Annotated in this window: 19 protein-coding genes; 15 read left to right on the forward strand and 4 right to left on the reverse strand. The window is 46.0% G+C overall.

The window, feature by feature from the left end; genetic code table 11:
• Positions 1-142: 142 nt before the first annotated feature.
• The 6 genes from ACMVP2_RS17705 (at position 143) to ACMVP2_RS17730 (ending at position 7,639) form a co-directional block, all read left to right on the forward strand.
• Positions 143-841 carry a hypothetical protein gene (locus tag ACMVP2_RS17705; protein ID WP_416864438.1) on the forward strand — a complete coding sequence of 233 codons (699 nt, stop codon included), beginning with the start codon at positions 143-145 and terminating at the stop codon, positions 839-841.
• A 154-nt stretch (positions 842-995) separates the two neighbouring features.
• Positions 996-1,319: a PadR family transcriptional regulator gene (locus ACMVP2_RS17710; RefSeq protein WP_339793149.1), complete on the forward strand. Its 324-nt coding sequence runs from the start codon at positions 996-998 to the stop codon at positions 1,317-1,319.
• Between the two features lie 79 nt (positions 1,320-1,398).
• Complete coding sequence (locus tag ACMVP2_RS17715) at positions 1,399-3,966, forward strand: ABC transporter permease (RefSeq protein ID WP_416864439.1); 2,568 nt, start codon at positions 1,399-1,401, stop codon at positions 3,964-3,966.
• 115 nt (positions 3,967-4,081) lie between these two features.
• Positions 4,082-4,417: a PadR family transcriptional regulator gene (locus tag ACMVP2_RS17720; protein WP_416864440.1), complete on the forward strand. Its 336-nt coding sequence runs from the start codon at positions 4,082-4,084 to the stop codon at positions 4,415-4,417.
• A 6-nt stretch (positions 4,418-4,423) separates the two neighbouring features.
• Complete coding sequence (locus tag ACMVP2_RS17725) at positions 4,424-7,024, forward strand: FtsX-like permease family protein (RefSeq protein ID WP_416864441.1); 2,601 nt, start codon at positions 4,424-4,426, stop codon at positions 7,022-7,024.
• A 57-nt stretch (positions 7,025-7,081) separates the two neighbouring features.
• Positions 7,082-7,639 (forward strand): Uma2 family endonuclease, encoded by a 558-nt coding sequence (locus ACMVP2_RS17730; RefSeq protein ID WP_339793145.1) that lies wholly within the window; start codon positions 7,082-7,084, stop codon positions 7,637-7,639.
• A 143-nt stretch (positions 7,640-7,782) separates the two neighbouring features.
• Here the strand turns inward: ACMVP2_RS17730 and ACMVP2_RS17735 are convergent, their stop codons facing one another.
• Positions 7,783-8,043: a hypothetical protein gene (locus tag ACMVP2_RS17735; RefSeq protein WP_416864442.1), complete on the reverse strand. Its 261-nt coding sequence runs from the start codon at positions 8,041-8,043 to the stop codon at positions 7,783-7,785.
• Positions 8,040-9,118 (reverse strand): IS3 family transposase gene (locus ACMVP2_RS17740; RefSeq protein WP_416864116.1). Its coding sequence is split into 2 segments (ribosomal slippage): positions 8,040-8,866 and positions 8,866-9,118, totalling 1,080 coding nucleotides; the frame shifts between segments, so codons are not numbered across the junction. The genes ACMVP2_RS17735 and ACMVP2_RS17740 overlap by 4 nt, the downstream gene beginning before the upstream one ends.
• 66 nt (positions 9,119-9,184) lie before the next feature.
• Here ACMVP2_RS17740 and ACMVP2_RS17745 point away from each other — a divergent pair.
• From ACMVP2_RS17745 to ACMVP2_RS17760, 4 genes are all read left to right on the forward strand, one after another.
• Positions 9,185-9,466 (forward strand): PadR family transcriptional regulator, encoded by a 282-nt coding sequence (locus ACMVP2_RS17745; protein ID WP_416864443.1) that lies wholly within the window; start codon positions 9,185-9,187, stop codon positions 9,464-9,466.
• Entirely contained in the window at positions 9,463-12,069 is a 2,607-nt protein-coding gene (locus ACMVP2_RS17750) for an ABC transporter permease (protein WP_416864444.1), read from the forward strand. Before ACMVP2_RS17745 ends, ACMVP2_RS17750 begins: the two co-directional genes overlap by 4 nt.
• Positions 12,062-14,653 (forward strand): ABC transporter permease, encoded by a 2,592-nt coding sequence (locus ACMVP2_RS17755; protein ID WP_416864445.1) that lies wholly within the window; start codon positions 12,062-12,064, stop codon positions 14,651-14,653. The genes ACMVP2_RS17750 and ACMVP2_RS17755 overlap by 8 nt, the downstream gene beginning before the upstream one ends.
• Positions 14,654-14,822: 169 nt before the next feature.
• A complete protein-coding gene (locus ACMVP2_RS17760; protein WP_416864446.1) occupies positions 14,823-15,593 on the forward strand; it encodes a hypothetical protein in 771 nt (256 codons plus the stop codon).
• A 252-nt stretch (positions 15,594-15,845) separates the two neighbouring features.
• Here the strand turns inward: ACMVP2_RS17760 and ACMVP2_RS17765 are convergent, their stop codons facing one another.
• Positions 15,846-16,235, reverse strand: a complete 390-nt coding sequence (locus tag ACMVP2_RS17765) for a helix-turn-helix domain-containing protein (RefSeq protein WP_339793141.1) — start codon at positions 16,233-16,235, stop codon at positions 15,846-15,848.
• A 10-nt stretch (positions 16,236-16,245) separates the two neighbouring features.
• A complete protein-coding gene (locus tag ACMVP2_RS17770; protein ID WP_416864447.1) occupies positions 16,246-16,521 on the reverse strand; it encodes a type II toxin-antitoxin system HigB family toxin in 276 nt (91 codons plus the stop codon).
• Positions 16,522-16,682: 161 nt separating this feature from the next.
• On the opposite strand from ACMVP2_RS17770, the gene ACMVP2_RS17775 reads away from it, so the two are divergent.
• The 5 genes from ACMVP2_RS17775 to ACMVP2_RS17795 all read left to right on the forward strand — a co-directional run bounded on the left by ACMVP2_RS17775 (position 16,683) and on the right by ACMVP2_RS17795 (position 22,091).
• Complete coding sequence (locus tag ACMVP2_RS17775; protein WP_416864448.1) at positions 16,683-17,021, forward strand: PadR family transcriptional regulator; 339 nt, start codon at positions 16,683-16,685, stop codon at positions 17,019-17,021.
• The gene (locus tag ACMVP2_RS17780; RefSeq protein WP_416864449.1) at positions 17,018-19,687 is read left to right on the forward strand and encodes an ABC transporter permease; all 2,670 of its coding nucleotides are present in this window, start codon (positions 17,018-17,020) and stop codon (positions 19,685-19,687) included. The genes ACMVP2_RS17775 and ACMVP2_RS17780 overlap by 4 nt, the downstream gene beginning before the upstream one ends.
• A gap of 170 nt (positions 19,688-19,857) precedes the next feature.
• Positions 19,858-20,052, forward strand: a complete 195-nt coding sequence (locus ACMVP2_RS17785) for a hypothetical protein (RefSeq protein WP_416864450.1) — start codon at positions 19,858-19,860, stop codon at positions 20,050-20,052.
• Positions 20,053-20,258: 206 nt separating this feature from the next.
• On the forward strand, positions 20,259-21,302 hold the full coding sequence (locus ACMVP2_RS17790; RefSeq protein ID WP_416864451.1) for a right-handed parallel beta-helix repeat-containing protein: 1,044 nt from the start codon (positions 20,259-20,261) through the stop codon (positions 21,300-21,302).
• A gap of 57 nt (positions 21,303-21,359) precedes the next feature.
• Positions 21,360-22,091, forward strand: coding sequence for a transposase (locus ACMVP2_RS17795; protein ID WP_416864452.1), 732 nt, complete (start codon positions 21,360-21,362; stop codon positions 22,089-22,091).
• Positions 22,092-22,262: the final 171 nt, after the last annotated feature.

Genomic DNA, 22,262 nt, shown 5'->3' on the forward strand with positions numbered 1-22,262 from the left:
TTCCAAGAAATACATAGGTTTCTTGTTTTCTGTATAAATACCACCCATGCATTAGCGGGTGGTATTTTTTTGCCTGATAGTTTCTGCAAAGACATATCTTTCGCAAATGATATTGCGTTATATTTCAAAATATTTTTCCTGTTTGAACTACATCATTATGAACCTTAACAAGCTGCTTTTTACGGCACTTCTGGCTTTCCTTTTTTCTCCGGCTATTTCGCAATCTTTTAACGGACGAAACCTTGCCGATCATATGCTGATCAAGATCATGGACAAAAGCCTGTACAAACAGGAATATCCTGTCGATGGCTCTCCCTACTTAAACCCAGAGTTTACAGAAGGTGAGGTGTACACCAGCAAGGGGAATTATACCGAGGTGCCGTTGCGATACAATATTGATACAGATGTGATTGAATTCAGCCAGGACGAGGCAGTATACGCACTTGACCCTGAGCCGAGGATAAAGAAAGTGGTGATAGGCGAAAATGTGTTTGTGGTAGAAAAAGGAGAAATAATCGGGAAGATGAATAACAGCTTTTATCTTCGGCTTGACAGCGGCAAGGCCCAGTTGTTGATGAAAAAAGCGGTGTCGTTCAGAGAAGCTCAGCCGGCTCAGGCCATGCAGGCGGCGTCTACCCCGGCCAGGTATCAGAAGATGCCAGATCAGTACTTTTACAAAATAGGAGATGGTGGGGTAATGAAAATCGGCAGTATCAAGAAATTGATCGAAGAGTTTCCTGACAAACAGGAAGAGCTCAGTGCTTTCGCCAAAAAGGAAAAGATATCTCCTAAAAATGAGAGGGAGCTGATCAGCTTTTTTCAGTATTACAATTCTCTCTAGGCTAACACAGCATCGTTTCTTTTCAGCTAGGTACACTTCACTTGTTCTCCTCATTTCCTTTGCAAACAGGAAATAAATAGTTTCTATATCATTTGGTTTTAGGAATCAAATCTGCTTACATTAGATTTGGTTTTAGGAATATAATACGTAGACTATGAAGTTAGGAGCATTTGAAGAATTGGTATTACTGGCGGTAGGTTCGCTTGGCGAGGAGGCCTATGGGGTTACTGTAAAGGAAACACTTCAGCAGAAAATGGGTAAGAACCCCAGCATTGGTGCGCTACACTCCGCTCTTTACCGGTTGGAGGATAAGGGCTGTGTAACATCTGAGGAGGGCGGTGCAACAACGGAACGGGGTGGTCGCCGGAAGAAATTTTATAAGCTGACGGCCTATGGCATTACCATGCTGGAGGAAGCCAACCAGTTGCGAATGGAGTTTGCCCGCCAGGTGCCCGGGCTCAACTTAAGCACGGAGTAAGTCGAGCCCACAGCGACACATCAGATTTTTTCGCTGTCAGTTCAGTCATAAGCTGGCGGCACGATTTATAGAAAGAGCCATGTCAAATAGAAAAATACACCCTCCCCGCCTCGCTGACCGCTTCCTGCAGTGGTTCTGCTCTGAAGACGTGCTGGAAACACTCCAAGGGGACTTGTATGAGCTGTATGAAAAGCGGAGGGAGAAAAAGGGGGAACTCCTGGCGGACATTTACTATGCGTTCGATGTGCTAAGTGCACTTCGGCCATTTGCACTTGAAAAGAAAAGGTCAAACTCAAATTATACAACGATGCTTCATCATTATTTAACCATTTCGTGGCGGAACCTCCGGGTCAACCGCCTTTACTCATTGCTCAATATTTCCGGGCTGGCCGTTGGCCTGGCTTGTGGTATACTGATCCTATTGTGGATTTCGCATGAGCTGAGTTACGATACTTTCCATAAAAACCAGTCAAACATCTACCAGTTGATGCGCCATGAGGTAATGAGCGGTGAATACTTCACAGGCGATGTTACCCCTGCGCCATTGGGGCCGAGCCTCAAGAGTGGCATGCCCGAAGTAGTTTATGCGACTCGTACGCTTGGGGCTGGTAAACAGCTGGTGAACGCAGGGCACGAAAATACCTATGAAGCGGTACTTTATGCGGATCCCGATTTTTTTAACATAATGACCTTCCCGTCTGTTACGGGGAATGCCATAGAAGCTTTAAATTCTCCCGGCAGCGTAGTCATTACCGAGCGAACTGCCAAAAAGCTATTTGAGCACGCAGACCCAATAGGAAAGACGATCACAGTTAATAATACCGACGAATTTTTGGTAGCATCCGTTATCCGGGACGTCCCAACCAATAGCTCGATCCGATTTGATATCGTTATTCCTTTCAGCACCTATGAGCAAAACAGACAGCTTAAGTGGGACAATAATTCCTTCCAGACATGGATACTGCTTGCTCCGTCCACAGATTTGCTTGCTTTTAATGAAAAAATAGATGGCATGGTTGAAGAGCATTTGGACAACGAAGAAGTTCATTTGTTTGCTTTTCCCCTCGAACGCCTGCACCTCTACAACCACTTTGCCAACGGAAAGCCCGATGGTGGCAAAATAGACTTCGTCTACCTCGTGGGGGCGCTTGGCGTGTTTATTTTGCTCCTTGCTTGCGTGAACTTTATGAACCTGGCCACGGCACGCTCCGAACGGAGGGTAAAGGAAGTAGGGATCAGGAAGATGATAGGGGCACAGCGAAGAATCATTGTGGGGCAATTTTTGACCGAGGCAATGGTGATCACATTTTTGGGGCTGTTCCTGAGCGTTGTGGCAGTCAAACTCTTGTTGCCGTCTTTCAATGAACTTACAGGCAAAGACCTTTCAATGTCGCTGGCCAACTGGCGGCTGTGGTCATCAGTGTTGCTGCTTGGCTGGGTCACCGGGATGGTGGCCGGGAGCTATCCTGCATTTTTCCTCAGTAGTTTCAAGCCTGTACAGGCCGTGACGGGGCTGGGCAGCGCAGGCAAAGGAGCGTCTGTTTTCCGGCGTGTTCTTGTAACGTTTCAGTTTTTCGTTTCCATTTTCCTGATTATAGCCACTATTGTAACTTATGTCCAATTGGAACACGTGCAGAGCCGACCATTAGGATATGACCAGGAGAACCTGGTTGAGCTGCCAGTGCGTGGGGATATGGGAAAGGAGTTTGATGTATTTAAGAACGACATTCTGCGGGTGCCGGGCGTAACGGCGATGTCTGCAGGAGGAGACAACCTCCTCAAGGTTGGTGGTGGCCTCACAGGATTTCAATGGCCGGGAAAAGGCCCCGATGAAGACTTCCCCATTAATATTACCTGGGTTCACTACGATTGGATAGAGGCAACTGGTTTGGCCATTGCCGAGGGAAGAGACTTTAGCCAGGCATACGGCAGCGACTCATTGGCATGCCTGATCAATGAAACTGCTGCCAGGCGCATGAGGCTGGAGCAACCTGTTGGCACCCATATAGGTGGCAATAGCTATATTATCGGTGTCGTAAAGGATTTTGTATTTAACGACCCTACCAGCGAGCCGGAACCTCTGGTTATTTATCTTGGAACAAATCAAATCAAACACATTTTCATACGCTTCCAAAACGACCAGGCCTGGCAGGATAGACTCGGCCAGGTAGAGCAAATATTTGCCAGCTATTTCCCTACTTATCCTTTCGAAGTTCATTTCACAAAAGACGAGTATCAAAAGCGATTTGCGACAATCCGATCTATGCGGGGAATGGCTACACTATTCAGCGGACTAGCCATCTTTATTGCTTGTCTGGGATTAATTGGCCTTTCAGCCTACGTAGCTGAGCGACGTAGAAAGGAAGTAGGTATTCGTAAAGTGCTGGGAGCTACCATTTCAAATATCAGCATTGCCCTTTCTTTGGACTTCCTAAAACCGGTGTTTTTATCCTTTCTCCTCGCAGCTCCCCTTGCAGGATGGCTATTAGATACCGGCCTGGACAATATTGACTATAGGATAGAGCTTTCGTGGTGGATTTTTGCGCTGGCTGGCGGGCTTGTATTGCTACTGGCATGCCTGATGGTGAGCTATCATGCTATCAAAGCGTCGACAGCTAATCCTGTGGAATCGCTGAGAAGAGAATAGGCTACTACATTATTGTCGTTCCTGCCACAAAGGTATAATTGACATATGTTATACTTTATATAACATATGTCAATTCTTTCCGTATATTTGTTATACTATATATAACTAATGGCAAATGGAAAAGGAATACATCGGTGAATTGGAAGAGTTGGTGCTGCTCCTGATAGTGATGCTCAAAGAAGATGCTTATGGGCTGGCTATTAGAAAGGCGCTGAGGGAACAAGCTGGCCGCACCGTTACTATTGGTGCAGTGCACGGCACAGTGAACCGCCTGGAGAGCAAGGGCTTTATCGAATCGAGACTTGGTGGCGCCACCGAGGCAAGAGGAGGGAGGCACAAGCGGATTTTCAGTCTCACTGCCTCTGGTAAAAAGGTGCTGGAAAGAAGCCGGGATGTGAAGGTCAACCTTTGGATGCAGATTCCAGAACTGGCCATCAACAAGCTAGGCTAATTGCCCATGACTGCATTCAAAAATCAACAACCCCCAAGGTCGGCAGAGCGATTTCTTGCATGGTTCATCAAAGACGACTTGCTGGACGAAATCCTAGGAGACCTGTATGAATACCACACTGAGCTGGCAGATCAACCCCACTGGAAAAAGAGCCTTTTCTACTGGTTTCATGTGCTTCATTTTCTGAGGCCATTTGCACTGAAAAGAATAATAAGGTCAAACTCAAATTATACAACCATGTTTAAGCACTATTTCAAAATCTCCTGGAGGAACCTTCTCAGGAACAAGGGCTACTCTTTCATCAACATTGGTGGATTGGCGGTCGGGATGACGGTAGCCATCCTCATCAGCCTGTGGATTTACGACGAACTCTCTTTTAATAAGTATCACATAAACTACGACACGATCGCTAAAGTCTACCGTACCAATAAATTTGACAGTTTCGCCAATACAGTTCATGCGCCGGGGCTTGCCTCTGTGCTCAAGACCGACTATGGAGATTTTTTTGAGGATGTGGCACTTGTGAGAGCCAGGCTGGAGGAACGGGTTATTGCTGTTGGAGAAAAGAAGTTTTCGCAAAGCGGGTATTTTATGCAGGACGGCGGGCCGCAAATCCTTACTCTGAATATGAAGTACGGCAGCCAGGGCGGCTTGAAAGAAATGAACTCCATTATGCTGTCTTCCTCACTTGCTGGCAAGCTTTTCGGCGAGGCAGACCCTGTTGGGGAGATGGTGACCATGGATGCCACCACCAGCCTGCAAGTGACTGGTGTGTACGAAGACCTTCCGAAAAACACTGAATTCAGTGAACCGTCCTACCTGGCACCTGCCGAGCTATATGTAAATGGCTGGACAACACTCAATGTGTGGGATAATTATTTTACCTACATCTATCTCCAAATCAAACCAGAGCACTCGTTTGATGAGATATCAGCTACCATAGCTGAGGCAATGATGCCTCATGTTGACGAGGAAACAGCAAAGTCAGAGCCGAGAATATTTCTTCAGCCAATGAGCCAATGGCATCTTTATTCGGAATTTGAGAACGGCAAGCCGGTGACAAGCCAGAGGCTGAAAGCTGTTTGGTACAACGGCATCATTGGCGCATTCGTGTTGTTGCTGGCCTGCATCAATTTCATGAACCTCAGCACAGCCCGGTCCGAAAAACGTGCCAAGGAAGTCGGGATACTCAAAGCCCTTGGTTCGCACCGCAGTCAGCTAATACAGCAGTTTTTCGGAGAGTCCATGCTGGTCACCCTGCTTGCCTTTATAGTAGCCATTTTCTTAGTAGTGCTGACGCTGCCCTGGTTCAATTCGGTGGCAGCCAAAGCCATGGTATTCCCATGGGCAAGCCCCCTCTTCTGGCTGGCTGTGTTGTCGATTGTGCTGGTGACCGGAGTGTTGGCAGGCAGCTATCCTGCTCTTTTCCTTTCATCACTCAGTGCGGTAAAGGTACTGAAGGGTACGTTCAAGGCCGGTCGTTTGGCATCGTTGCCACGGAAAGTATTGGTGGTTATCCAATTTACAGTATCGATCAGCCTGATCATTGGCACGCTGGTAGTATATCAGCAACTGGAATACGCCAAGAGCCTGCCCGTTGGCTACTCCAGGGATGGTTTGATCTCGCTGAGGAGTGCTTCGAAGGAGTTCAAAGGAAAGTACCTGGTGCTAAGAAATGAACTGAAGCAAACAGGCATGGTGGAGGAAATTGCCGAAGCAAACTATTCGGTGACCGACACCCGTGGTTGGAATGGTGGATTTGCCTGGCATGGAGAAAAATATGAGCAGACATTCAATACTATTTTTGTGACGTATGAGTATGGCAAAACCGTCGGTTTGCAATTCGTTGATGGCAGAGATTTCTCGAGAGACATAACAAGCGATAAAAGTGGCATCATCATCAACGAGTCAGCCGCTAAGCTATTTGCACTCGAAAACCCAGTTGGCGAAGAATTAGCTTGGCAGGACAGAGGTTCCTATACCATTCTGGGCGTAGTAAAAGATATGGTGAAAGGTTCGCCTTACGAACCCACCGATCCGTCGGTCATTTTCTTAGGGGAGTTTGATATGTCTTGGCTGTATATCCGCCTCAATCCTGCCGTAAGCATGCACGAAGCCCTCCCGAAAATTCAGGAAGTGTTTGCAAGACTCACCCCATCTACACCCTTCGACTACACCTTTGCTGATGAAGCTTACGCTTTAAAATTTGAGGAAGAAGAGCGAATCGGCAAACTGGGGTTTGTGTTTGCTGGTTTGGCCATTTTGATTAGCTGCCTGGGATTATTGGGGCTGTCGGCTTTTGTGGCGGAGCAACGCATTCGGGAAATTGGCATTCGAAAGGTGTTGGGTGCGTCAGTAGCGAACCTTTGGCAAATGCTGTCCAGAGACTTTGTGGTGCTTGTGGTCATTTCCTGCTTTATCGCCATGCCATTGGCCTGGTATTTCATGGACAGCTGGCTGGATAGCTTCGTGTACCGATCTACCATCAGCTGGTTGGTTTTTGCCGTCACTGGTGCCATTGCCTTGCTGATTACCCTGGCTACTGTAAGCTTTCAAGCTTTGAAGGCTGCGACCGCTAACCCGGTGAAGTCGTTGAGAACAGAGTAGCTCTCCCTTCCCGGAAGGTTAAAAATTTGTATATTTCACTAGAAAAAGCGTATAGCGATGGCTACAGAAGTAATGAAGCGGTTGATTAATGTAGACGAGTACTACAAGATGGCAGAGGTGGGCATATTAAAGCCGGGTGATCGTGTGGAATTAATCAATGGAGAAATATATGAGATGAGTCCAATAGGAAATAAGCACTATAGTGCTGTTAATAAGGTCAGTAATTTTTTGAAAGAGGTCTTGCTGAAAAGTGTGATTGTCAGTGTGCAGAACCCAATTAGAATTAATGAGGGAAATGAACCAGAGCCTGATATTTGTTTGCTGAAGCCCCGAAGCGACTTTTATGCTGATCAATTTCCAGGGCCTAATGATGCTTTACTTATTATCGAAGTGGCTGATAGTTCACTTCAGTTTGACAGGGACGTGAAAAGCGTTACATACGCACTAGCGGGCATCCCCGATTATTGGGTTATTAATCTGAAAGAAAACGTTCTGGAAATTTATAGCGATCCGGAAAAAGGCAGATACCGAACAAGTTCAGTCAAAAATAAGGATAGCAAAGTGTCCCTTTCATTCATTGATATGGAAATACCTGTTAGTGAAATAATGATTTGAGGTTCATATGGCTACAGAAGTAATGAAGCCATTCCTCCCCGGAAGTGATTTATAGCCTCACCATGAGGCTATAATTTTTTATGATTATTTACTTAACAAAACTGAAACTAATATATTATATTCACGTTTGTTAAGTAAATAAATCATGAAATGAAAGAGCAATCATTAGGTGAATTTGAAGAGCTGGTGCTGCTGATGGTGTAAGCTCCCCCTAAAATTGGACCACTCAAAAGTTGACTTTTCCGTTTCACCGGCTGATCAAAAATAGGTGCCTGCTGGCAGCCAGTCAAGACCAAGCAGGCGGTTGATTTTTGTTTATTTTCAATGGCATCAACCGGTCTTGACAGGCTGTGCGCATTCACCTTGGTAATGATCATCGGCTGAAAAGGAAAAATAGTATTCATATTGTTTGTAATAGCTCGACAGGAGATCGATACCCAAGTGACTCATGGGGGCGGTATCGGTTGTAATCATCGAGCCATTCTTCAATCTTATATCTCACCTCTGTGAGGTTATGGAAGACGTTGGCATTTAGTAACTCTTTCCTAATGCTGCCGTTACATCGCTCGACATAGCCATTTTGCATAGGCTTACCAGGCTGGATGAAGGTAAGGTTGATCTGATGACCCCGACACCATTGATCCAACTGATTGGAGATAAACTCGGGGCCATTATCCACTCTGATCATTTTAGGTAGGCCCCGGAACTCTTTCAGGTATTCTAGCACTCTGATTACCCTGGATGCTGGAAGTGATGTGTCGGCTTCCAGTGCTAGTACTTCCCGGTTATAGTCATCCATCACATTCAAAAGCCTGAACCTTCGACCATCCCATAAACTATCATTCATGAAGTCTACAGACCAAACCTGATTGATACCTTCTGGCCTATACAAAGCTTGTTTTACCCTGGCTGGAATCCGCTTTTTATACCTGCGGCGAATATTAAGATGCAGCCCGGTATAGACTCGGTAAACACGCTTGTGATTCCATACATAGCCTTTCTTCCTGATCCTGTAATAGGATTGCCAAAAACCTATCGAAGGGTGCTTGTTCACCAGTTCTTCCAGCTCTCTTATCACCGCACCGTCATCCCTAAATTTGGGTACATAGCTGTATGTGCTTCTCGGCATACTCACTGCTTTACACGCTTGACGCCGACTCACTCCATGCGCTTCGACCATGAACTGAACCAGTACGCCTTTTTCATCAAGCGTCAGAGCTTTTTTGAAACAGCATCTTTCAAAGCCTCATGCACCAGGCTAAGGTCAGCAAACATGCGCTTCAAGCGTGCATTCTCTTCCTGAAGATCCTTCATCTTCTTTACATCACTGGGTTCCATGCCTCCATAACGTTGACGCCATTTATAAAAGCTCGCTGTGGTGACGCCCATTTCCCGGCAAATGTCCTCGGCCTTACGCCCTGCTTCGTGCGCTCTAATCGCACTTACAATCTGTGTTTCTGTGAATCGTGACTTTTTCATATCTACCATTTAAAGTTGATTATTTTTTCTCAACTTTTAAATGGTCGAACTTCAGGGGAGCTTACAATGGTAGCAGCCCTGCACGACGAAGCCTATGGGGTCACAATCCTCGAAAACCTGGAAGAAAAGCAAAACAAGAAAGTCAACATAAGTGCGATTCACGTAACGCTGAAGCGACTGGAAGACAAAGGCTTTGTCATTTCCAGGTATGGCGGAATTACTGGTGAGCGGGGCGGTCGCAGAAAGAAGTATTATGTGATCACTGCTCTGGGCAAAAAGACGCTCGACACTCAGTATTCCTTGCGCACCAGCCTGTATCAGCAAATTCCCAAAATATCCTTCGGATGAACGTAGTTCGCCCTCCCAAATACCCCCTCTGCTTCCTCCGCTGGTTCTGCCGGGAAGACTACCTCGATGAGATAGAAGGAGATCTGATTGAACTCTTTGAAAAGCGGGCTGAGAAGTCACCGAAAAAAGCCAGAAGGAGGTTTGTATGGGATGTGATGAAGTCGTTCCGGCTGAGAAACCTAAAAAAGCGTGTTATTACGCCAAATCTATTCTACAATTTATCATTCCGCCAAAGCCTCAGGTATATCGCCCGGGAAAAGGGCTACTCTTTACTGAACTTTACAAGCCTGGCGATTGGTGCCTTGTTTTTTATACTCTTTGCCTGGTATGCCGTTGAAGAATCCTCTTTCGATAGCTTTCATTCAAACAGAACCAATATTTACAGACTAGCTTTTGGCGAATACCTTGATCTTGGGCCCTACGCTACCACTAGTTACCCCATTGGCCCTGCTGTGAGAAAGGATTTTCCAGAAGTTCAATTCATGAGCAGGTTCGGCAGCAATGGCCGGTTGACCGTTCGCAATGGAGACGCTGCTTTTTTTGAAACTGTGAACTCAGCCGACGCTGACTTCTTCAAGATGTTCGATTTTGAACTTCTGCAGGGAAACCCTGAAACGGTGCTGGAAGCGCCAAACTCAGTTGTCATTAGCGAAACCCTGGCCCGAAAGTACTTCAAAGATGAGGATCCATTGGGCAAAAAACTAACAATAGGCTCTTCAGGTAACTACGATTCGCAGGTAACAGGCGTCTTCAGGGACGTACCATCCCATTCACAGCTCCAGTTCGAATTGGTCATGTCGTACAGCACTCTGGAGAAGCTTTACAGTTGGCTATCAGACCTCTGGCAGCAAATGCCGGGCAACTACACTTACGTAGCCCTATATCCCGGCACCGATGTACCCGGCTTTGAAGCCAAGCTGGACATGATCAAGCAGTCTTACGTTTCCGATATTGAAAGAGGTGACTATAAGCTGACTGTGACTCCATTCGCCGATGTCCACTTTCAAGAGGGACTCAACAGAGAGCTTGATACGAAGGGAAGCAGGTCGTCGCTGCTCATGTTTGGAGTAATAGCACTCACCGTGTTGCTGGTAAGTGTCTTTAACTTCGTGAACCTCATTTCAAGCCGTTACCTGGTGCGACTCAGGGAAATGGGCATCCGAAAAGTGATGGGAGCCAGCAGGTCGGGCCTTGTCCTTCAATTACTTTTTCAGGCATTCCTTGTCGTTGCCTTTTCTCTAATTATCGCTTGCGTGCTTCTGGTGCTGTTTCTTCCGCTCTTCAACGATCTCACAGGTAAAGATTTCACACCGGAATGGCTGTTGCAAAAGGAAACTGTGGTGACAGTAGTTGTTCTACTAGCCGTCTGCACACTGGGAGCCGGTATTGTGCCTGCGCTCGGAATCACCGGAATGACACCTGTGCAGTCGCTGAAGTCTAACAAAGTCGTGGAGGCCGGCCGGTGGAGAGCTGGCAAGTCCCTGATGTTAATTTTTCAGTATGCCGTGTCGGTGCTACTGCTGGTGGGAAGTATTATTATTTTCAGACAGTTACAGTTCGTGGAGTCTTCGATAGAAGGGAGTTCTGAAGCAGGCACACTTGTGATTCCTCTCAATTCTGGCCTGGCTGAAAAATTCGACCTTTTGAAATCGGAATTGGTCAGGCATCCGTCAGTTCTTGACGTAGGTGCCAGCTCTCATGTGCCTGGTTTCTATGGCGACAGCTGGCCGGTGAGGCTAAGCCCTGGGAGCGACCCTTTACAAACAGAAAACTTTGTCATCACAGGCAATTACCTCGACTTGATGTCATACCAAATTGTGGCAGGCCGTCAGCTAAATGAAAGCCTTGCTTCCGACAAACAAGCTGGGTTCGTTGTGAATGAAACATGTGCCAGGATGCTGGGTTTTAATTCGCCAGAGAGTGCTATTGGTCAGACGATCTTTTTTGGCAGTGAAGAACTGAAGGAAGGGAAGATTATAGGCATCGCCAAAGACTTCCATTTCGAGTCTTTTAAAGAGAAAATAGCGCCTGCCTTGTTTCAGTTTTCACCATACGACTGGATGGGGTACAACTTTCTGGTAGTACAGGCAAAAACCAGTGACGTTTTGGAGGTCATCTCCGCTATTGAAGAAGAAGTGGGAAAGCTGGATCAGCAATGGGTGGTAGATGCCAAGTTTTTTGATGAGCATTTCAAAAAATTTCACCTGGAGGAGATAAGACAGGGTAAACTATCAACTGTTTTTGCAGTTGTGGCCATTATTCTTAGCTGCCTGGGGCAGCTGGGCTTGCTGGTAAACGGAACGCTGTCAAGGCGAAAGGAGATCGCTATTCGCAAAGTGCTTGGAGCCAGGGTGAGTCAACTTTGGTACCTTATGACCGAAGGCTATGTCCGTCTTTTTGTTGTGGCGCTAATTTTTGCATTACCGCTGGCTTGGTACCTGAGCATGAAATGGCTTGATTCTTTTGCCTATCATATCTCGCCTGGCCCGTGGCCCTTTCTGGCAGCCACGTTGGTTTCAGGGCTTATTCTAATGACCATCGTTTCAGTGGTTACTATTCGCTCAGCCATTGCCAACCCAGTAAACAGCCTGATGGATGAATAGTAATAAAAGTACACCGCCTGCCTGGCCCCTCCGCTTCCTGCGCTGGTTTTGCAGGGAAGACTACCTCGATGAGATAGAAGGAGACCTTATTGAGCTCTTTGAAAAGCGGGCTGAGAAGTCGCCGAAAAAAGCCAGAAGGAGATTTGTGTGGGATGTGATGAAGTCGTTCCGGTGGAGAAATATCAGATCATTTAGTAAAAGTCAAAGCTCAAATTATACTGCGATGTTAAAACACACCATTATTTTGTCTTTCCGCAGCTTCAGGAAGTACAAAACTACATTTCTTATCAACCTTGCCGGGTTGACCTCAGGTTTGACCTGTGTGCTGCTCATTTATCTTTGGGTGAATCATGAGCTGAGTGTCGACAAGTTTTACAAACATGCCGATCGCCTGTATCAGGTTTTCGAAAACAGGGAGCAATCGTACGGAATATGGACGGCTGAAACCAACTCGGGGCCCATGGCTGCAGACATGCAGGCAGATTTTCCGGAGGTTGAATACGTGACTGGAGTGGCTTCAAGAGGCAAAGCCACGCTGACGGTAGGGGAGAAAAATATCAAGAGTGATTACATATATGCGGGGAAGGATTTTTTCAAAGTCTTTTCCGTCACGCTGCTGGAAGGTCAGGCTGATCATGTGTTAGCAGATAAAAGCTCCATGGTAATATCGGCCGATATGGCCGAAAGATTGTTCGGCGACGCCAGCAACGTTGTCGGTAAAACTATTCGCTTCGAGCACGAACAGGATTTTGCGGTGTCTGGTGTTTTCGAAACAGCACCGCTCACCTCTTCATTTCAGCATCATATCATCATTTCTATTGATCTGATAAAAGACCAGTACGCACGTGTCTGGAACTACAATAACACATTTGTGAAGACGTATCTGCTCCTTAAGCCCGGAACTGACGCAGACGAACTCAATAAAAAGCTCGAAGGATATATTGCCAGCAAGGTCAACGGAGAGACCAACCGGACGGCGTTTGTGGCACTGTATCCGGACTATTACCTGCACGGAAAGTATGAGAATGGACAGATGGTGGGAGGGAGAATTACCTATGTAAAGCTGTTTTCCATCATCGCTGGGTTTATTCTGCTGATCGCCTGCATCAACTTCACCAATTTAAGCACCGCCAGGGCGTCACGAAGGATGAAAGAGGTGGGCATTAAAAAAGCTATGGGCTCGGGTCGTACGGCACTGATTTATCAGTACCTGGGCGAGTCAATTTTGGTTGCCATCATTTCTCTGATGCTTGCGTTGCTGACGGCCTATCTCCTTTTGCCTCAGTTCAATGTCGTCACGGGCAAACAAATGGTCATTGATTTTGACTTAAAAATGGTCGCCGGGGCATTGCTCATAGCCGTTGTTACAGGCTTTTTGGCTGGTAGCTACCCTGCCTTTTACCTGTCCGGATTCAATCCGTCGACGGTGCTGAAGGGGCAGCTGCATCGCTCGATTGGTGAACTATGGGCACGGAGGGGGTTGGTCATCTTTCAGTTTGCGATTACCATAGTGCTCATCACCTCTGTGCTAGTGGTGTACAAACAAATGGACATGCTTCAATCAAAAGACCTTGGCTACAACAAAGACCAGGTGCTCATCTTCCCAAGGGAAGGAAAGCTTGAGAGTATTTCGGCGACGACTACCTTCCTGGCTGAAGTGAAAAACATACCCGGAGTTATCAATGGCTCCAGCACGGACCACGACATGACAGGCCATAACAGTGGAACTTCAGGGATTTACTGGGAAGGAAAAGATCCGAACGATAGGTCTGAGTTTGAAAACCTGCCCGTCAATTATGACCTGATGGAAACGCTTGGAATAGAGCTCAGAGAAGGCCGTACCTTCGACAGGTCTTTTGGTGCCGACAGCTCCAAAATTATTTTCAATGAAACCGCCATCCGCTACATGGGCCTTGAAAACCCCCTGGGAAAGACCATCAAGCTTTGGGGTGAAGACCGGCAGATAATTGGCGTGGTAAAAGACTTTCATTTCGAATCTCTTCACTCAGAAATAAAGCCGGTTTTCTTTATACTCACAGGCGAGGATGGTGAAAGCTTCATGGTCAAAATTGCGGCGGGCAGAGAAAAGGAGGTAGTAGGCAGACTCGCCGAGCTTCATACCAGCTTCAACCCCGGTTTCCCATTTGAGCCCCGGTTCCTTGATCAGGACTATCAGGGGCAGTATCAAGCTGAGAAAAGGGTGAGTACTTTGTCCGGGTATTTCGCCAGCCTGGCCATCATCATTTCATGCATGGGGTTGTTTGGGCTTGCAGCGTTTGCGGCCGAGCGAAGGCTGAAGGAGATCGGGATCAGGAGAATATTGGGCTCCAGTATTGGACAGATTGTCTACATGCTCTCTGCCAGCTTTAGTAAGATGATTTTGGTGGCGATCGTTATCGCCATTCCTTTCAGCTACTACATAGCCAGCAGCTGGCTGGAGGGTTTCGCTTATCGGATTGACCTGGAGTGGTGGTATTTTGGCGTGTCGGGATTATTGGCGCTGGCTATTGCCTGGGCCATCGTGGGCTGGCAAACATTCAAAGTGGCGTCAGTAAATCCCACAAAATGTCTTCGGGATGAATAAGCTGTAAGTAAACCTAAGTTTTCAAAGCCGTGTTTTCACGGCTTTTTTGTTAGCGACTCTTGTATGTGCTTAGCCCATCTTGCACAAACTTGAACAGCGTTTGAACGGAAAGATGACCTTCATTTTCATTAATTGAGGAAAATAGGTTCAAAATAAAACTCAAATGAAAATGAAGAATCAAAGTAACAACACCGAAGCTAGGCACTGGTGCTGGAAAATTGCTTTCACGATGTTGGTGTTAATCACGTCGTCCGCTTACTTAATCGGCCAGTCGGCCAAATACACCATCCTCGTCGACGTTGCCCACGGCCAGAAGTTCTACAACAATCCCAATAAAATGAACGCCTCGGCCGGTGGCGATGCGCCCAGAGTGGAGTACCTTATCGGGGAACTAAGCAAAAATGCCAGTAGTCTTGGTGCTCAGGTTGGATTTCTAAACGAAGCCATCACGCCTGCGCAATTGGCAAAATGTGATTTGCTGTTCATTCATATTCCATCCAGCACTTACAGCGCCAACGAAGTGAAAGCCATTACCGAGTACGTTGCCAAAGGAGGTTCGTTATTCCTCGTGATGGAAGAGGATTACTGGTCAACACTGAAGCAAACCAATACCAATGATTTGATACGACCATTTGGCATTCAGTTCGGTGAAAATAGTACAGATTCATTGTCTGGTGGCTTGACCAAACCCACACCTGTTATTAAGAACCCTTTGAAGATCACCTATCACGGAGGTCGGGTCGTCACAGGAGGCACGCCGTTTTGCTTCAACAGCCAGACCAAAGCGCCTTTTGGAGTTTTCACAACACTTAACAACGGTGGAAAAGTGATAGCGATGGGTGACGGCATGACTCCCCTTTACATGACTAGCTGGAATGGCGTCACCGACTACCAGTGCAGCGAATTTATGGGTGCAGTGCTTGGGTGGTTGTTGGAGTGATGAGCCTCAAAAACAATACGGCACAGGTTTCATTGTCTTTGGGCAGTGGACCTGCTTCTTCGATTTCTCAGATGCTGTTCTATTTGTTTTTCGGAAGGACGTGAGCCAAAGCACTTCAATTTTTTCAAAGAAGCGCTAATGCGCACTTTCTTTCCGTCAAACACGCTTAAAGGGGCTAAATGTTTCATGCGAAAAGGCACTTTAAGATCCAGTTTTGTGGCAAATTAGTTTGCTTCAGGATTTTCACAGTCGCTAGGCATGCGACAAGATAAACTCTGCGTCAATTTTTAATTTGTCGTGAATAGCCTTTAAAAAAGCCACATCAGGCTCACGTTTACCAGAAAGAATTTGAGAAAGTTTAGGAGCACCAATTCCCAATGCTTTCGCCAGTTTGGCTTGCGTTAATTTGTATTCAACCATCTTTAATTCTACTGCTTCCCGCAAATTACCTGGCCGGATAGGCATTATTTCCATCACCCTGTCTTCATAAGTTTCAGCCAGTTTTGAAAGGGTATTTAATAAATCGCTCTCTTCTTTTGATAGTTTATGAAATCCTCCTTTCTCTGTGACCTCTTTTAAGAGCTCCTCAATGGTTTTCATCACCACCTGGTATTCTTTCTCAGTTCTTATTTTGGTTATCATTTTGAAGCCGCTAAATTTTAGTACAATCAATTTTGTCGTAATTGGTGTGCGTGCCAACATAACGGATATAAATAGTTCTTATATCAAAGAATATCATGGCAACCAGTCTGTATTTGTTTCCCTTAATATTGAACACATACCTGTCATTGCCCACATAATCGACCGAATTAAATGTGTTCCTTATGTCCTGTAGCGTAGCCCAATCAGCTTTTCTGGTTTTAGCCCACCAATCGTTCAAGGGCTCAATGGCGTCGGCGTGGCTTTTCCCAAATTCCTGTAGTATCATTTTCGCTATAACAACCACTTTGATCAATTAATTTCAATAATGCAAATAATATTTCATTTTTTGAAATATTATTGAAACTACTCCAAACAACTTTTTTCTCCTTTTCTGCAACCTTTCGTTTTTTCTCAGGTACCATAGACAAAGGTGAAACAAATAAAAGCATGAAAGGAACATATCTTGGTGAATTCGAAGAGCTTGTATTGCTAACCGTCGGTATTCTGTACGACGATGCGTACGGACTGGCCATTGTGGATGAGCTGGAAAAGCAAACAGGTCGCAATGTAATGATCAGCTCGGCGCATAAGGCTTTGGTGAGGCTGGAAGACAAAGGCTACCTGAAGTCGAAAATGGGGGGAGCTACTGAGCAAAGAGGTGGAAGAGAAAAGCGGCTTTACGAGCTGACCCATGCCGGTGCTAAAGTGCTGGAGCAATCCAAAGAGTTGCGCAACGCTATGTGGAATCAGGTGCCAAAAGTGGTTTGGGAAGGGAATTTCCTATGAAGACCCCTGCACCAAAACATGCGGGGCCACCAAACTGGGCCATCAGTTTCTTTCGCAGGTTCTGCAACGACCACCTGTGTGATGCGGTATTGGGCGATATGCTGGAGCTCTACGACCGGCGCTTCGTCAAAGTTGGCAAGCGGAAAGCCGATTGGCTGTTCGTTTGGAATGTCGTTCAGTTTCTCCAGCCATTTGCCTTGAAAAAAACAAAGAAGTCACAAAACTCAAATAACGTAGCCATGTTCAAAAGTTACCTGAAAGTCGCCTGGAGAAGTATGGCCAGGCAAAAAATGTACACTTCGATTAAAATCGGAGGCTTTGCGCTCGGTATTGCAGCTTGCATTCTCATCAAGCTGTTTATAAAGCAGGAGCTTAGCTATGACAAGTTCTACAAAGACGGCGAGAATATTTATAGGGTTTACAATGAATTCGGGAGAGAAAGCGGAGCCAACAAGTGGACCTCCTTTCCCGCACCAACCGCCGGTATCTTCAAAGCAGAATTTCCGGAAGTTAAAAAATCAGGGAGGTTGATTCCATACGCTGGTTGGTTCAATGCGGGCAGCAACTTGTTTCGGACTGAAGACCAGCGACAAAATACCTACGAGGAAGGTTTCGTATACGCCGATCAGGCTCTGCTTGACATTCTTCAAGTACCGATGGTGTATGGCCAAACAGAAAATGCGTTGGCCGACCCGTATTCGATAGTGATCTCCAAAACGGTTGCTGATAAATACTTCCCTAACGACGACCCGGTGGGAAAAGTAGTTTTCTTGAACGATGACCAAAACAAGCCGTACAAGATTGGTGGGGTTATGCAGGACTTTCCTGACAACACCCACCTTCAGTTTGATTTTCTCATTACGTTAACTGGCGTCGAATTTTGGGGTGGAGAACAAACAAGCTGGTGTTGCTGGAACTACAATATTTACTTTGAACTGCAGCCTGGCACTGATCCAAAAGAGCTGGAAGCCAAGCTGCTGTCTGTTCGGGACACACACTATGTGGGTCACCTCGAAAAGGAAGGGGATCAATCGGTGGACGAGGTGCGTAAAAATCACTTCTTCAAGCTACAACCAGTGGCCGATATTTATCTCTACTCCGACGGTATACATGCCATGGTGGAGCAAGGCGATATTCGGTTTGTTTGGCTTTTTGGAGGTGTCGCATTTTTTGTTCTTCTGCTGGCGTGTATCAACTTCATCAATCTTTCCACCGCCAAATCGGCAAACCGTGCCAAGGAAGTGGGAATGAGAAAGGTAGTAGGATCAGTGAGATCTCACCTTGTTAGGCAGTTTCTTACTGAGTCAGTTCTCTATAGTGTAGTGTCGTTTGTGGTAGGCATTGTGTTGGCCTGGATAAGTATGCCATTCTTTAATGAGCTGGCTGATAAATCACTGAAAATGCCCTGGCTTGAATGGTGGTTTATCCCAACCCTTGGAGGGGCGGCAACGCTTGTTGGTGTACTTGCCGGCCTTTATCCTGCCTTTTACCTGTCAGGGTTCAAACCGATAGACGTTTTGAAGGGCAGCCTAAGCAGAGGAAGCAAAAGCTCAAGAATGAGAAGTGTGATGGTGATATTTCAGTTCACAACATCCGTTGTGTTGATCATAGGCACCTTCATTATTTACCGCCAAATGCAGTATATCCTCAACAAAAAGATTGGTTTCGACAAAGAGCAGGTTGTGTTGATTCAGGGTGCAAACACACTTGGCGATAAGATAAAAACACTGAAGGCCGAATTGGCCAACCTTTCGGGCGTTCAAAATGCAGCAATAAGCGGCTACCTTCCTATTTCTGGTACCAAACGTGATGGTAACCCTTTTTGGAGAGAAGGCAAGTCCAAAGAAGACAAAGCCGTTGGTGCACAGCGATGGTATGTAGACAGTGACTATATAGGCACTCTGGGAATGCACCTGGTGGATGGTAGAAACTTTGTGCAGGGCATGGCCTCCGACTCCTCTTCAATTATTGTCAACCAGGCTTTTGTGAAAGAGTTTGGCTTTGAAAACCCAGTAGGGGAGAGAATACAAAACTGGAAGCCCTACACTATCATTGGTGTGGTGGAAGATTTTCACTTTGAATCACTAAAGGGGAAAATCGAACCCCTTACAATGGTGTATGGAGAATGGGGCGATGTTGTTTCGGTGAAAGTCAGCTCGCCAGAAATGAAGGAAGTCCTTGCTTCGATCAAAGAAGTTTGGGACGACTTTGCTCCCAACCAACCCATGAGGTATTCGTTTCTCGACGAAAGCTATTCCAGGATGTACGAAGACGTGCAGACAATGGGCCGGGTGTTCACCACTTTTGCTGTGCTCGCCATTATTGTGGCTTGCTTAGGGCTCTTTGCCCTGTCCGCCTACATGGTGGAACAACGGGGGAAGGAAATCAGCATCAGGATCGTGTTGGGAGCCTCCGGCAGGGTTATCTTCAGCCTGCTGACATTCAACTTCATCAAGCTAGTCCTCATCTCTCTTTTGCTGGCTATGCCGCTGGGCTGGTACCTGATGAAAAGCTGGCTGGACGACTACACCTACCGCACCGACATTACCTGGGAAGTCTTCGCCATTTCCGGGTTGATGGCATTGGGTATTGCTGTGCTAACTATCAGCTTTGAGTCGATCAAGGCATCAAGAATGAATCCTATCAAGAGTCTGAGGTCAGAATAGATTGAATGATAAGCTAATATAGGTAAGTAAAAAGCTCCGGGATTTGGAGCTTTTTTTATGCAAAAATGCCCCGGGTTGGTTAATCGGAAGCGATGATATTTTTTGCCCAATAAGCAGTTTGTTTTTGAGTAAGTGATAATTAACGTACTTTACGTATAAATAAAGTCATTATGGATCGTAGTGAATTTAAAAGAGAACTCGAACGGCACAAAAATCAAATAGATGCCAGCATTAAGTTTTTGCAACAGGGCTTTGAAGATTTGAATAAGCGCAACTACGAGTTTTACGAATTCGTCGAGTCTAACTACTACGATTTGGAGGAACGGCTCTCAGCCCTGGAGAGAAAAGTAAAGGAAATTTCCTGATCACAATTTCGTAGTTACCAGCAGCTTTTGATTGAATACAGGCCTTGAATTTACTCAAGGCTTTTCTTTGCCGATGAGGAAAGTCTGGTTTGAGCAGGTTTGAACAGCATTGTGACACGCTTGCAGGAACTTGAACAGTGGTTGAATGGCGAGACCGTTATGCCACTGCCTATTTGCATCGCAAAAAGGAACAAAACTTTAAAGCGATGAAAAAAACGATTCTTACTCTTTATTTGGCAGTGTTATTAAAATCCGGAATTGCCCTGGCCCAGACCATCTATGTGAATCCCGGTACCGGAAATGATATGGCAGATGGCTCCGAAAGCTCTCCTTACGCTACATTGGAAAAAGCCGTACATATAGCCAACGAACTTACCGGAAGCGGGGCGATCACCATCAAACTACATCCTGGTTTGTACTCGCTAACGGATAAAGTTGCTCTCCATCCCTTGCGAATATTGAGCGACACTGTTCGTCTTACATTGGAGGCAGTAACCATGCCCGACGACCCAGACTGGACGCCAGCAAAAATGCCGGTGATTCAATCCATTTCCAGGAATAACTCCAGCACTCAGTTTGTACATTCCACAGGTTTGCTGGTGGCAACAAGCCATGTTACCATTCGTGGCTTGAAGTTTCTGGGAAGCGCCCACCCCGATGTGACTTACTATTATCCCATTTCTAAAGAGGATGAAAGACTTGGTGACATGGAAGTGTCACAGTGCTATTTCGTATCTGAAGTGCATAGCTCTCAAATACAGGGAGCCATTTGGGCCCAGGGACATCAAACACAGATAGACCATTGCATTTTCTACAACTGCCGCAATGCCATCCTTCTTTTTAAATCGGTCGAAGACTTTTCCGTGACTAATTGCATCATTTACGGTGCCAACGAAAGTGCAATCTGGATGGGCCCTGTGGAACGTTTTACGTTCAAAAACAATGTGGTGGCGGGGAGCAATTATGTGTGGGTTCGGCCCGGTGACTCCAGCCCAGCTTATAAGTTCACCGGTTGTGTCATGGTAGATAACCAACACTATATGGGCTACTACGGCAGCAATGGGCTGGTAGAAACAACCAACAATAAAAATTTCGTGGAAACCAATGTGGTGAAAAAGGGCAAGGCGGAGCTTGTGATCAGGAAAGAGCCAGCTTATCCCACCAACTATCTGCACCTTACTCCTGAGTCTACCGGCTACAGTCTGAATGCAGGGATATTTAAGAAGCCCAAAAGTTCTTCCGGTATGTAAAACGGTTTGCAAACTGTACCTCGGGTTTCTAACCCGTGAAAACATCATTTTGATAATTTGGACTTCCCAGGCGCTTTCAAACACCTGGGAAGTTTTTATTTTAGAGGTGGAGAAACGGACATTTTGGTGCCAGACAATAACAAAGTTTTTTACCGCCGCAATCTTCCTCATTTGCAACCGATGGGAGGGTTGTTCTTTGTCACCTATGTGCTGCACGGAGCAATACCCAGGCAAGTAAATGAACAGTGGCGAAGAGAACGTGAAGAGGAGTTAATACAACTCATGGCGCAAGAAACAAAGGATTCTTTCGCTGAGTTAAAAAACATTGTAGATCGGAAGTTCTGGTTAAAGCAGGAGAAGTACCTGGACAACAGAAAGGATGGGCCATTTTATTTTAAAGACGATAAGTTAGCGCAGGTAGCAGTTGAGAGCTTGTTTTTTTGGGATAATAGAAAGATAGAAGTCATCTGTTTCTGTGTCATGCCAAATCATATACATGCAGTCCTAAGGACAATGAGACCTGACGAAGTTGAAGGCGGTATGAAGGTAGCACTCAATAACATTATGCACTCCATTAAGCGTTATAGTGCTAATCAGTGTAACAAGCTTCTTAATAAGGTTGGCCGTTTTTGGCAAGAAGAAAGTTTTGATCGTTTAGTTAGAGATCGAAAGGAACTTTCGAAGACAATTCTTTACATTATTAACAATCCAGTTAAGGCTGGGTTTTGGCAGTCTCCTAAGGATTGGAAGTGGAATTACATCAAGCCGGATTACAATGAGTTTATGTGATCTGAAATCTGCTCCTTTAAAGTTCAATGGGAAAAATCGATGCATTTTGTACCCTGATAACTATGCTGCCCGGTAGCGCAGGTTTTCAACCTGTGCCTGCATAGAAGAATTGGTTTTTTTCCGGGTTATAAACCCGGTGTACTGGGCGTTGCTCTTCTTGGCTGGTTACTC

This window comes from Imperialibacter sp. (genome assembly GCF_048007035.1).
Lineage (GTDB): Bacteria > Bacteroidota > Bacteroidia > Cytophagales > Cyclobacteriaceae > Imperialibacter.